This window comes from Streptomyces sp. NPDC048057 (assembly GCF_040653095.1).
Classification (GTDB): Bacteria; Actinomycetota; Actinomycetes; order Streptomycetales; family Streptomycetaceae; genus Streptomyces.
Genome location: NZ_JBEZNF010000027.1, coordinates 61,657 through 74,377 on the forward strand (window position 1 = coordinate 61,657; position 12,721 = coordinate 74,377).

Annotated in this window: 8 protein-coding genes; all 8 read left to right on the forward strand. The window is 73.2% G+C overall.

The window, feature by feature from the left end:
- Position 1: 1 nt before the first annotated feature.
- The 8 genes from AB0E05_RS28090 to cseB all read left to right on the forward strand — a co-directional run bounded on the left by AB0E05_RS28090 (position 2) and on the right by cseB (position 12,721).
- Complete coding sequence (locus tag AB0E05_RS28090; protein WP_361968422.1) at positions 2-1,237, forward strand: MFS transporter; 1,236 nt, start codon at positions 2-4, stop codon at positions 1,235-1,237.
- The gene (locus AB0E05_RS28095; protein ID WP_361968424.1) at positions 1,234-3,045 is read left to right on the forward strand and encodes an ABC transporter ATP-binding protein; all 1,812 of its coding nucleotides are present in this window, start codon (positions 1,234-1,236) and stop codon (positions 3,043-3,045) included. Before AB0E05_RS28090 ends, AB0E05_RS28095 begins: the two co-directional genes overlap by 4 nt.
- Positions 3,042-4,763: an ABC transporter ATP-binding protein gene (locus AB0E05_RS28100; RefSeq protein ID WP_361968426.1), complete on the forward strand. Its 1,722-nt coding sequence runs from the start codon at positions 3,042-3,044 to the stop codon at positions 4,761-4,763. Before AB0E05_RS28095 ends, AB0E05_RS28100 begins: the two co-directional genes overlap by 4 nt.
- Before the next feature lie 85 nt (positions 4,764-4,848).
- On the forward strand, positions 4,849-5,082 hold the full coding sequence (locus AB0E05_RS28105; RefSeq protein WP_361968428.1) for an MbtH family protein: 234 nt from the start codon (positions 4,849-4,851) through the stop codon (positions 5,080-5,082).
- A gap of 85 nt (positions 5,083-5,167) precedes the next feature.
- The gene (locus tag AB0E05_RS28110; protein ID WP_361968430.1) at positions 5,168-9,844 is read left to right on the forward strand and encodes an amino acid adenylation domain-containing protein; all 4,677 of its coding nucleotides are present in this window, start codon (positions 5,168-5,170) and stop codon (positions 9,842-9,844) included.
- Positions 9,841-10,710 (forward strand): alpha/beta hydrolase, encoded by an 870-nt coding sequence (locus AB0E05_RS28115; protein WP_361968432.1) that lies wholly within the window; start codon positions 9,841-9,843, stop codon positions 10,708-10,710. Before AB0E05_RS28110 ends, AB0E05_RS28115 begins: the two co-directional genes overlap by 4 nt.
- Positions 10,711-10,923: 213 nt before the next feature.
- Entirely contained in the window at positions 10,924-11,904 is a 981-nt protein-coding gene (locus AB0E05_RS28120; RefSeq protein ID WP_361968434.1) for an endonuclease/exonuclease/phosphatase family protein, read from the forward strand.
- A 55-nt stretch (positions 11,905-11,959) separates the two neighbouring features.
- The gene (gene cseB, locus AB0E05_RS28125; RefSeq protein WP_361968436.1) at positions 11,960-12,721 is read left to right on the forward strand and encodes a two-component system response regulator CseB; all 762 of its coding nucleotides are present in this window, start codon (positions 11,960-11,962) and stop codon (positions 12,719-12,721) included.

The window sequence follows — 12,721 nt, forward strand, 5'->3', positions numbered from 1 at the left end:
GATGGCTATCGACACGACGAAGAGGAGGAGCGCGGCGATACCGCTGTGGCTCCCCGTGCTCTTCCTGACCATATTCACCTTCTACACGGACGACCATGTGATCGCGGGCATCCTGCCCGAGGTCGCCGCCGGCCTCTCCGTCTCCGAGGCGATGGCCGGCCAACTGGTGACGATCTTCTCCCTCACCATCGCGGTCGTCACTCCTGTGGCCGGTCTGCTGCTGGCAGCCACCGCCCGCAGGACCGTGGTGCTCGCGGCCCTCGCCGTGTTCACCCTCGCCAACCTCGCCGCGACGGCCGTCGACCACTACGCCGCGATGGCCGCGCTGCGGGTCGCCGCCGCCCTGGCAGCAGCAGCCGCCACTCCGTTGATCTTCGCCGTCACCGTCGAACTCGCCCCTGAGGCCCGGCGCGGGCGCTACCTGTCCGCGCTCGCCGTCGGGGTCACCGGCTCCATCGCCTTCGGCGTCCCGCTCGGAAGCTGGATCGGCACCTCCTGGGGCTGGCAGGCCACCTTCGGGGCGATGGCGGCCTGCGGCGCGGTGTGCCTGGTGCTGGTGGCCGTATCGCTGCCCGCCACCGCGCCCAAGCCGCCCCTGCCCATCCGCCGGCAGTTGCGGACACTCGCTGCCCGCCCCATCCTCCTGGCCCTGACCGGCGGCGGGCTGGCCATCATGGGCTCCGTCATGCTGCTCACCTACCTGGTTCCCTTCCTGGAAGGAGTACTGACCGAGCCGGACGGCGTACGCGCCTTTGCCTTCACCGTGCTGGGGGTGGCGGGCACCGTCGGTGTCTTCGCGGGTGGCTACGCCACCGACCGGCTCGGCCCCGACCGCACCATCCGCTGGGGCCTGGGCGTCTTCACCGTGCTGATGCTCGCTCTCGGGACGCTCTGGCTGCTGCGCCCCGTGCCACCGGCCGTGGTGCTCGCGCTGATCGCCCTGTGGGGCGTCACCGCCTACCTCAGCGCGCCCGCCGTGCAGACCCGGTTGCACGAGGTGGCAGGGGACCTCACCGCGCAGGCCCTCGCCCTGAACACCAGCTTCGGTTACCTCGGCATAGCCGCCGGCGGTGCCCTGGGCGGCTTGATCGTCGCCCACGTCGACGCCGGCTGGCTGCCCGCCGCCACCGCGGTCACCTCGGCGCTGGCCTTGGTCCTGATCATCATGGCCTTCCGCCAGCCGCACGACACCGGCGCCCGTCCGGGCCCGGTCCAGCGAGACGGAGCCACCGCATGAGCGTGCCGCCCCCCGACCCGACGCCCGCACCCACCACGCTGGGTGCCCTGCTGCGCCCCGTCCTGGGCCGGCTCGTCCTCACCGCGCTGTGCTCGGCGGTGGCCGCCGTGGCCTCTGTGGTACCGCTGGTCTGCCTGGTGGAACTCGCCCGGATCCTGCTGCCCGGCCTCACCGGGGACCCCATCGACGAGGGCGAGGCATGGACCGCCGTCGCCGTCGCCGCAGCCGCGCTGGCCCTGCGGCTGGTGCTGCTGCTGTGCGCCTCCACCGTCTCCCACCTGGCCGACGTGCGGCTGGGGTCCCTGCTCCGCCGCAGGGTCGTCGGCCACCTGGGCCGCGTTCCGCTGGGCTGGTTCACCCAGCGCAACTCCGGCCTGGTGAAGAAGGCCGTCCAGGACGACGTCGGTGCCCTGCACCACCTGGTGGCGCACTCGGTCACCGAGCTGACCACCGCGCTGGTGGTGCCGGCCGTGATCGTCGGCTACCTGCTGTTGTCCGACCCGCTGATGACCGTCATCACCCTGGTCCCGGTGGCGGCCGGCATGCTCGGCCTCAAGATCGCCACCCGGGGCACCACGCAGAAGCTCATCGAGTACGCGGGCTCGCAGGCACGCCTGGGATCCGTCGCGGTGCAGTTCGCCGACGGCATCACCGAGGTCAAGACGTTCGGCACCCTCGGCCGGGCCCACGACGCCTACCGGGAGGCAGCCGAGGACTTCGACGACCGCCACCGGGACTGGATGCGCTCCAGTTCCGCCGGGGCGACCTTCATGGAACTGGCCCTCTCGCCGATGACCCTGCTGCTGACCACGGTGGTCGCCGGGGGAGCCCTGGTGCACTCCGGATACCTCGACGGTCCGTTGGAGCTGCTGCCCTTCGTCGTCCTGGGGCTGGCGATACCCGCGCCGGTGCTCGCCGTCGGCTTCAACTACCACGCCCTGCTCGCTGCCCGGGGCGCCGCCGACCGGGTCCGGGAGATCCTCGCCGAGTCCGTGCTCCCCACACCGGCCGAGCCCGCGTCCGCACCGGACGCCGACGCCGCCCTGCGCCTGGAGTCCGTGGACTTCGACTACGGCGACCACGCCGCCCTGCGCGGCATCGACCTGACGCTCCGCCCCGGGACCATGACCGCCCTCGTCGGCTCCTCCGGATCGGGCAAGTCGACCCTCGCCAAGCTGGCCGCCCGCTTCCACGACCCGTCCGCGGGACGGATCACCCTGGGCGGCACCGACCTGCGCTCGCTCTCCTTCGAAGACCTCTACGCCCACATCGGCTTCGTCTTCCAGGACACCACGCCGCTGCGCGTCTCCGTCCGGGACAACATCCGGCTGGCCCGCCCCGGCGCCGACGACACCGAGGTCCTGCGCGCAGCCTCCGCGGCACGGCTCACCGAGGTGATCGAACGCCTCCCCCGAGGTCTGGACTCCGTCATCGGCGACGACGCCGTCCTCTCCGGCGGCGAGTGCCAGCGCATCGCCATCGCCCGTGCCATCCTCGCCGACCGGCCACTGCTCGTCCTCGACGAGGCCACCTCGGCGGTGGACCCCGACAGCGAGGCGGCCATCCAGCAGGCGCTCAGCGCGCTCAGCGCGGGCCGGACCCTCCTGGTGATCGCCCACCGACTGCACACGGTGCGCGGTGCCGACACCATCGCGGTGCTCGACGGCGGCCGCATCGTCGAACAGGGCACCCACGAGGAGCTGCTGGCGAGCGGCGCCCGCTACTCGGCCCTGTGGGCCGCCCACCAGGGCGACGAAGAGCCGCAGCAGCCCGACGCCACCACCGAAAGCGAGCTGTCGAACCGATGATCCGCTCCCTGTTCGCCCTGCTCGATCCGGCGGGCCGCCGCCGGCTGCGGGCCCTGCTGATCCGCGTCAGCACGGCGGCCGTCCTCCAGGGGCTCGCCGGCTGCACCCTCATTCCGCTGCTCGGCGCGCTGTTCACCGATGACTGGGACGCGGTGTGGACATGGGCCGCGGTCCTGGCCTGCCTGGTGCTGGTCCACCACGCGGTGATGCTGCGCAACCACCGCCACGCCGGTGAGCTCTCCAGCGCCCTGCTGCGGCTGCTCCACGCCCGGCTGGGCGAAGCACTCACCCGCATCCCGCTGGGATGGTTCGCCGAAGGACGCGCGGCGACCGTCAACCGGCTGGTCACCAAGACCGCCGTCGACGTGGCGACCGCCCCCGCCCACCTGGTGGCCCCGGTGGTGGCGGCGGTGGCCACCCCGGCGACCATCATCGCCGTCACCCTGGCCGTGCAATGGCAGATCGGGCTCGCCCTGCTGCTCGGCGCCCCGCTGCCGCTGCTCGCCTACCGTCTCTACCTCCGGGTCATCGAGCGCGTCGAAGACACCTGGGAGGCCGGCACCAACCGCGCCTCCGAGCAGGTCCTGGAATACGCGCGACAGCAGCCGGTGCTACGGGCCTACGGTGGCGGCGCTTCCCTGGACCGGGCCCTCACCGACCAGGACGCGGGTGCCCGGAGCATGGTCCTGGGCAACTCGGCGGCCACCGCGCCGCTCTTCCTGGCTCTGCAGACGGTACTCACCGCGGTGCTGGCCCTCACCGTCCTGCTCGCCCTCGACGGCGGAGGCGACATCGCGGTGCTGATCGCCGTGATGGTGCTGGCCGTGCGTTTCGTGGAGCCGCTGACGGCGGTGGCCGAGGTCGCCGGCGGCCTGCGCATCGCCGCCGTGGGGCTGCGTCGCTTCCGCGAGGTGCTGGACACCCCGCCGCTGCCGGAGCCCCACCGGCCCGCGGCCTCCGGGCCGCCGTCCGTGGAGTTCCGTGAGGTGGACTTCGGCTACACCCGGGACCGCCAGGTCCTGCACACGCTGTCCTTCCGCGCCGAGCCCGGCACGCTGACCGTGCTGGTCGGACCCTCCGGCGCCGGCAAGTCCACCGTGCTCTCCCTGATCGCCCGCTTCCACGACCCGGACAGCGGCGCCGTGCTCGTCGGCGACCGGGACGTACGCGAGCTGGGCACGGAGCAGTTGCTGAGCCGGATCGCCCTGGTCTCCCAGCATCCGTACCTCTTCGAGGAGTCCATCGCCGAGAACATCCTGCGTGCCCGGCCCGGTGCCGGCCCCGACGAGCTGGACCGGGTGGTCCGACTGGCCCGCGTCGACGAGATCGCCGCCCGGTTGCCGGACGGCCTCGGCACCCGCGTCGGAGAGGGTGGGGCCACACTCTCCGGAGGCGAGCGGCAGCGGGTCTCGATCGCCCGCGCCCTGCTCAAGGACGCCCCGATCGTGCTGCTGGACGAGGTGACCTCCTCACTCGACGCCGTGAACGAGCGGCTGGTCCAGCAGGCCGTCACCCGGCTCGCCGCCGACCGCACGGTGCTGGTGGTCGCCCACCGGCTGGAGACCGTCGAGGGCGCCGACCGGATTCTGGTGCTGGACGGGGGCCGCGTCACCGAGTCCGGCTCCCACGAGGAACTTCTGCGGCTCGGCGGCGTCTACGGCCGCTTCGTCGACCGCCGCCGTCAGGCCGCCGCCTGGCGTCTCACCGGCGCCGGATGAGCCCGCCCCCTCTCCGGCCGGCCCGGACCGCCGGCCCCGGAACCCCGACCCCACCCCCAACTCCAACCGAGAACGGAGTCACCCCATGAGCACCACCCCCCCCAACCCATTCGACGACGACAACGGCCGCTTCCACGCGGTGGTCAACGACGAGGACCAGTACGCCCTGTGGCCCGCCTTCCGCGAGATCCCCCCGGGCTGGCGGTCCGTCCACGGGGAGGCCACCCGCCAGGAGGTCCTGGAGTTCATCGAAAACACCTGGACCGACATGCGCCCCCGCAGCCTGCGGGAGGCGATGGCCGCCGACAACACGGGATGACACGCCGGGAGGGGGCGGAACGCGCTGCCCCCTCCCGCCCGAAGACGACGACCCACCGCCCCAGCGAAACGACGAGGAACCCGCGGTGTCCTTCACCGGCAGGCACGACATAGCCGAGATCCTTGCGCTCGGCCCGCTCCAGCACGGGCTGTACTCACTCAACCGCCTCCACCACGACCAACCCCAGGCCGCCGGGCCGGAAACAGAGCCCGAGGCCGACGGCTACGCCATCGCCGTCCTGACCGACTTCCACGGCCCGCTGGACACCGAGCGGCTGCACCGCGCGCTGCGCAGCGTGCTCACCCGTCACCCCCAACTGATGGCCAGCTTCTGGGACAAGGATCTGCCCCACCCGGTCCAGCTCGTGCCCGCGGCCGTCGAAGTGCCCTGGCGCGTTGCCCGGATGACGCCCGAAGAGTTCGACGCCCACGTCGAGGACGAACGGGAGGCCCCGTTCGACCTCACCGCCGGACCGCCGCTGCGCGTCACCCTCGCCCGGCTCGGGACCGAACACCACCGGCTGCTCTGCGTGTTCCACCACATCGTGATCGACGGGTGGTCGGTACCCGTCTTCTGGAACGAACTCGCCACGGCCTACTCCGAGGACAGCCTCGAACCGGTCACGCCCCATCCCGCCTACCGGGAGTACATCGGCTGGCTACGCCGTCAGGACGGCGCGGCGTCGCTCGCCGAGTGGGCGCGGACCCTGAGCGGAGTCGGCGAACCGACCGTCGTGGCCGCACGCACCCGGGTGGACGGCGAACCCCACCGGGCGGCCCTGACCATGCGGTCCCTCCAAGGGCCGCCCCTGGAGGCGCTGCTGTCCCGGGTGCGCGCGGCCAACCTCACCGTCAACACCGTCGCCCAGGCCGCCTGGGCCGTCCTGCTCCACCGGCTGACGGGGCGTGAGGACGTCGTGTTCGGCGTCACCGTCTCCGGCCGGCCCGAGGAGGTACCGCAGATCGAGTCCGCCATCGGGCTGTTCATCAACACCATCCCCGCCCGTGTCACCCTCGACCGGGACGAACCGCTGATCGAGCTGTGCCGACGGATCCAGCGCGACGCCGCCCGGCAACGGTCCCACGGCTACACCGGGCTCAGCGAGATCCAGCGCGCGAACGGCTGCGGCGACCTCTTCGACACCCTGATGATCTTCCACAACACGCCCAAGGGAGCTGCCCGGGACACCCTGCGGCTCGGCAGCGGGGTGAGCATGTCGCCGGTTTCGATGGACAGTTACACGCACTACCCGCTGACCGTCGTGCCGTTCCTGCTGGACGACCGGCTCTACGTCAACGTCGACCACATCGACGCCCTCCTCGGGGGGCTCGACCCGGGCCGGCTGGCCGAACGCTTCCTCCAGATCGTGCAGGACATCGCTGCCGACCCCTCCCGCACCCACCGGGATCTCGACATCCTCCTCCCGGGGGAACGCGCCGAACTGGCCCGCCTGGCCGACGGCCCCCGCGTCCCCGAGCTCCTCGGACGACCCGAAGGGGGCACGGATCCCGGGGCTCTCGGGGAGGCGGACCACGGGGTGCACCGGGAGTTCGAGCGGGCCGCCGCCCGACACCCCGATCGGGTCGCCGTCCGCGACCGCCGGTCCGAGGTCCGGTACCGCGAGCTCGACCGCTGGTCCAATGCCCTGGCCCGGCGGCTGCGCTCCCTCGGCGTCGGTCCGGAAACCCGGGTCGCGGTCGCCCTGCCGCGCACCCGGGACTACCTGGCCGCACTCCTCGCCGTACTCAAGGCCGGCGGCACGCTGGTACCGCTCGACCTGGCCGCCCCCACCGACCGCAACACCACCATCGCGCGACTCGCCCGCGCCCGGCTGCTGATCGCCCTGCCCGGGCAGCAGGACTGGTGGACCGGCCCGCGCTGCGCCCCCGGCACCCCCGGTGACGCCGACGCTCCCGGCGCCGCCGCACCACTGCCCGGCGCCACCCACCCGGAGCAGGCCGTCCACACCGTCTTCACCTCGGGATCCACCGGCGAACCCAAGGGCGTGGTGGCCACCCACCGGGGGCTGGCCACTCTGCTGCACGCCCACCGGGCCGAGATCTACGGCCCGGTGACCGCAAAGACCTCACAGCCGCTGCGGGTCGGGCACTCCTGGTCCTTCGCCTTCGACGCCGCCTGGCAACCGCAGCTGGCCCTGCTCAGCGGACACACCCTGGAGCTCTTCGACGAGGAGGACCAGCAGGACCCGGCACGGCTGGTCCGCGGCATCCGCGAGCGTGGAGTGGACATGCTGGACACCTCGCCGTCGATGCTCGCCCGGCTGTCCGAGGCCGGGCTGATCGAGGACAACCACTGCCCGCTGCGCATCCTGGCGCTCGGCGGGGAGGAGATCTCCCGCGCCACCTGGGACACGCTCGCCGACCTGCGGGGCACCCGCGTCCACAACTTCTACGGCCCCACCGAGATCACCGTTGAGGCCGTCAACGCCCGAGTGCGGGCGGGGGAGGAACCCGCGATCGGCAGGCCCGCCCCGGGCTCCCGCGCCCTGGTCCTCGGGCCCGACCTGCAGCCCGTGCCTCTTGGCACCCGGGGCGAGCTGTACCTGGGCGGATCCCAGGTGGCGCGCTGCTACGAGTCCCGCCCCGCGCTGACCGCCGAGCGCTTCGTCCCCGATCCGGAGACCGGGGAGCGCCTGTACCGCACCGGGGACGTGGTGCGGCGCGACGCGGCCGGCCGGCTGATCTTCCTGGGGCGCGCGGACGAGCAGGTGAAGATCCGCGGCTACCGGGTGGAACTCGCCGAGGTGGTGGCCGCGCTGGAGGCGAGCGACGCCGTGGCCAAGGCCGTCGTCGTCCCGTTCGCGAGCGGACAGGGAAAGGCCCTGGCCGCGTACGTCGTCGCCTCCCGCACGCTCGGGGAGACAGGCCGCCCCCTGGACCCGGTGGCTCTCCGCGACGAGCTGGCCGGGCGGGTGCCGGCCTACCTGATCCCCGCGCGCGTCACCGTGCTGGACCGCATCCCGCTGACCGTCAACGGCAAGACCGATCTGCGGGCGCTGCCCAGACCCACCGGTGACCAGGCGGTCGACGGCACCGCCCGGCCGCCCCGCACCGCCACCGAGCACGCCGTCCACCGGGCGGCGCGGGCCCTGCTGGAGGCTTCGGACCTCGGCTGCGACGAGGACCTCTTCCACCACGGCCTGGACAGCATCGCCACCATCTCCCTCGTCGGCGAGCTGCGCAAGGCAGGGCTGCCCTGCACTCCGCGCCAAGTGATGGTGCACCGCACCGTCACCCAGCTCGCCCGGGTGATCGACGCCACCCCTGCCCCGGCCCAGCCCTCTGAGGCGGCCTCCGGGAACGAGGCCGCCCAGGAGGTGGCCACCCCGGTCCTGGACTGGCTGCACCGGCTGGGCGACCACCGCCGCTTCGCGCTCTCGCAACTGATCACCCTGCCGCCGGGACTCGGCCTGGACCGGGCAGAGTCGCTGCTCGACGCGGTACGTCGCGCGCATCCCCAGCTATCGGCCCGCACGGTCACCGGGGCGGACGGGCGCCTGCGGTTGGTGAACCGCGCGCCCGGAGCCGCGCCGGGCGGCGAGCCACCGGCGATGCTCACCGAAGAGGCCCACGAGGAACTGACGCCCCCCGTCGTGCTCGCGGCGGCCCGCCGCGCCTGGGACCGGCTGGACCCGGCCTGCGGCGCCATGCTGGCAGGCGTGCTGCTGCGGGAGAACCACACGGGGCGGGACCTGCTGTTCCTCGCTGCCCACCACGCCGCGGCGGACCTCGTCTCCTGGCAGATCATCCTCGCGGACCTGGCCGCCGCCGGCGACGACGACGGCAGCGGTGAGCCCGTCACGATCGACGTTCCACCCGAGCACACCTCCATGGCGGCCTGGTCCCGAGGGCTGGCCCGCCGTGCCCAAGGCCCGGAGCCGGCCCGGCAGGAGCAGTACTGGCAGGGTGTCCGGAAGGCGGTGGCCGGGGCGCTCCGACTCGCACCGGCCGCTCCCTGGCCCCCCACCGGCACGCGGGGTGCACTGCGCTCCCACCGGGTCCGCGCGGACGCGGACTCGACAGCGATCCTGCTGCGCCACCTGGCAGCCGCTCCCGAGGCGGCGCTGCTCGCCGCCACGGCACTGGCGGAAGCGACCTGGCGAGCCGCCCACTCCACCGGCACCGGCACCGGTCTGGCGCTGGTCCGGGAGGGCCACGGCCGCCGCGACGAGCTGGTCGAGCCCTACCTTGCGGCGCAGGACGGCGGGCCGGTGGACACCTCCCGCACCGTCGGCTGGTTCAACGTGCTCCATCCACTGGTGATCGACCGCGCCGCGCAGCGCACCACCCTGGAGCACGCCGAGCGCGACGCGTCGAAGGCGCTGCGACTGCTGTCCTCCGTACGCGAGGAGCTGGACGCCGTTCCGCACGGCGGCTTCGACCACCCGCCGGTCCTGACGGCCGGCGAGGCCGGGCCGGACATCCTCTTCAGCTACCTGGGCCGTATCGACCGCCTGCCGACCGCGGACGGCGCGGGCAAGCGCCCGTGGACCGCGGTCGCCGATGAGGCGCTGGTCCGGGAGTTCCCCGAGGACAGCGAACCCGAGCTCCGGCAAACCTTCGCCCTGGAGCTCATCTCAGCAGTGCATCCGGGCCCGGACGGACCGGAGTTCGAGGCGGCCTGGCGCCACGACCCCGAGGTCGTGGCGAGGGCCGACGTCGAGGAGCTGGCCCGGTACTGGGTGCGGGCCCTGGTCGTGCTGGCCCGGGCCACCCAGCAAGAGGAAGGGAACGAGGAATGAGCGGAACCATCGATGCGGGCGGGATCACCCTTGCCTACGAGGAGACCGGCAGTGGTGAGCCGGTCGTCCTGGTCATGGGCGCGGGCTCCCCGGGGAGGGTGTGGCGCCCGTACCAGGTACCGGCGTTGGCGGCGGCCGGGTTCCGCGTGATCACCTTCGACAACCGGGGAGTGGGCGGCAGCTCGGAGTGCCCCGAGGGGTTCACCCTCGCCGATCTCACCGACGACCTCGCCGCCGTCATCGAGCAGGTCGCGGGCGGTGCCGCACACGTGGTCGGCACCTCCCTCGGCGCCCGGATGGCCCAACGGCTGGCGATGACCCGGCCGGAGCTGGTCGACCGGCTCGCCCTGCTGGCCACCAGAGGACGGGCCGATGCCGCGCTGACCACCTTCGCGCACGCCCAGATCGCGGTCCAGCAGCAGGGACTGGCCCTGCCCCCGGAGGTGTCGGTGGCCATGGGCGTGCTCGCCAACCTCTCCCCTGCGAGCCTGCGCGACGAGGTCGCCGCCGAGGACTGGCTCGCCATGCTGAGCATGGCGCCCCCGACACCGTCGGCAGGAGTGCGGCGCCAGTTCGAGGCCGCACTGACCCACTTCCCCGACGGCGTCTCCGAACTGGGCTGGATCACCGCCCCCACCCTGGTACTCGCCTTCGCCGACGACCGCCTCTCCCCGCCGCACCTCGGCATCGAAGTCGCCGAGGCCATCCCGCGGGCCCACTACGAAGTGCTCCCGGAAACCGGGCACTTCGGCTATCTGGAGCGCCCCGAGGAGGTGAACGACCTGCTGGTGCGCTTCCTCACCGACCACTCCCCCGACCGGCCCCGGCGAGGACGCCGCGAGGCAGCAGGAGCCACCAGGCCGTGAGACGCACGGGAGCACCGAGAACGAGCCGGAGGACCCGGCGGAGCTCTCCCCGTACCTGACCGAGCAGCCCCATCAGGTTCGTGGATGCCGATACCCGGTTGATACAGAGCCGCGCGACCGCTGAAGCACTCCGTTGACCAGGCAGAAGTCCCTCTCCCCGAGGCTGGCGGCGTACCCGGTCCCGGGTGGACACCAGATGGGGAGACACCGCACGTGCCGACCGCTCCGACAGTCCTCGAACCCGCCACCGACCCGACGCCGGAGCAGCCGGGCGCCACCGCTCGACCCCGGGGGCGGGTGCTCGCCGCCGCCGGGGTGCTCTGGGCGGGGCTGATGGCGCTGCACGGCCAGGTCCCCAACGGGTTCGGCAACCTCGGCAGCCTCTTCCAGACGTGGCTGCCCTGGACGGGGATCGCCGTGCCCGTACTGCTCGGGCTGGCCGCCGTGCGCCGCTCCCGCTTCGCGGCCGTCGCGGCCCTCGTGCCCGCCGTGGTCTGGGCCGTGCTCTTCGGCGGCACCCTCGCCGACAAGGGCGCGGGCGGCGGCGATCTGACCGTGGTGAGTCACAACGTGGACGAGGACAACCCTGACCCGGCGGGCACCGCGCGCGCCCTGGCGGCCGTGGACGCGCACGTACTGGCGCTGGAGGAGCTGCCGACGGACTCCGTGGAGGTGTACGAACGTGCGCTCGCCGGTGCCTACCCGCACCATGCGGTGCGCGGCGGGGTCGGTCTGTGGAGCCGCTATCCCCTCAAGGACGTGGCGGCGGTGCCGATCATGCCGTGGACCCGCGCGATGCGGGCCACGGCCGACACCCCGCGGGGACCCGTCGCGCTCTACGTCGCCCATCTCGCGTCGGTACGGGTCCACCCCGCCGCCGGTTTCACCGTCGAGCGCCGCAACGAGGCCGCCCGGGCCCTGGCCACGGCGCTCCGCGCGGAGCCCCTGCCCCGGCTGGTGCTGATGGGGGACTTCAACGGCACCTCCCGGGACACGGCGCTCGCACCCGTCTTCGCCGCGCTCCGCTCGGTCCAGCAGGAGGCCGGCGACGGTTTCGGTTTCACCTGGCCCGCCGCCTTCCCCGTGGTCCGCATCGACGACATCCACGTGAAGGGGATCGCCCCGCGCTCGTCCCGGACCCTGCCCGCCACCGGCAGCGACCATCTGCCCGTCGCCGCGTCCCTGAAGCTGTGACGCCCCCTTCCCCGTGCCGGGGAGGTAAGGCGACTGATTACGATGCGAGGGTCGGATGAACGAAGGTGGCCAGGTGAGTGGTGTGTCGGAACCCCGGGTCCCGGACCCCCTCAAGGTCCTTCTCGTCGAGGACGACGACGCCATCCGGCGCTCCGTCCAGCTCGCCCTGGAGCGTTACGGCTACCGGGTCACGGTGGCCGCCGACGGGCTCGGCGGCCTCGACGCGTTCCGGGACGGCGATCACGATCTGCTGATCCTCGACGTCATGCTGCCCGAACTCGACGGGATCGGCTTGTGCTGCCGGATCCGCGAGCAGAGCCAGGTGCCGGTGCTGATGATGTCGGCACTGGGCGACGCCCTCAACGTGGTCGCCGGTCTGGAGGCGGGCGCCGACGACTACGTGGTGAAACCCGTCGACACCGCGGTCATGGTCGCCCGCATCCGCGCCCTGCTGCGCCGCGCCACCTTCCGCCCGCCCGGGTCACCCGCCGCCCGCGCGCCCGCCCGGCCCTCGGGGCACGGCGGCGGCGCACCCCTGGTCTTCGGCGACCTCAGCGTCGACACCCGGGGGATGGTGGTGCACCGGGCCGGCGAGCTCGTCCCCCTGACCCCCACCGAACTGCGCCTGCTGCTGGAGTTCGCCGCCTCCCCCGGTGTGGTCCTCGACCGCCGCAAGCTGCTGCGCGACGTCTGGGACTACGGCTGGGAGGGCGACACCCGCGTCGTGGACCTCTGCGTCCTGCGACTACGGAAGAAGATCGGGAGCGGCCGGATCGAGACCGTCCGCGGCTTCGGCTACAAACTCGTCCGCGGCTGA

Coding starts and splice junctions, on each gene's coding strand:
- AB0E05_RS28105 (WP_361968428.1), top strand. CDS start 4,849: ATGAGCACCACCCCCCCCAACCCATTCGACGACGACAACGGCCGCTTC.
- AB0E05_RS28090 (WP_361968422.1), top strand. CDS start 2: ATGGCTATCGACACGACGAAGAGGAGGAGCGCGGCGATACCGCTGTGG.
- AB0E05_RS28115 (WP_361968432.1), top strand. CDS start 9,841: ATGAGCGGAACCATCGATGCGGGCGGGATCACCCTTGCCTACGAGGAG.
- AB0E05_RS28100 (WP_361968426.1), top strand. CDS start 3,042: ATGATCCGCTCCCTGTTCGCCCTGCTCGATCCGGCGGGCCGCCGCCGG.
- AB0E05_RS28095 (WP_361968424.1), top strand. CDS start 1,234: ATGAGCGTGCCGCCCCCCGACCCGACGCCCGCACCCACCACGCTGGGT.
- cseB (WP_361968436.1), top strand. CDS start 11,960: ATGAACGAAGGTGGCCAGGTGAGTGGTGTGTCGGAACCCCGGGTCCCG.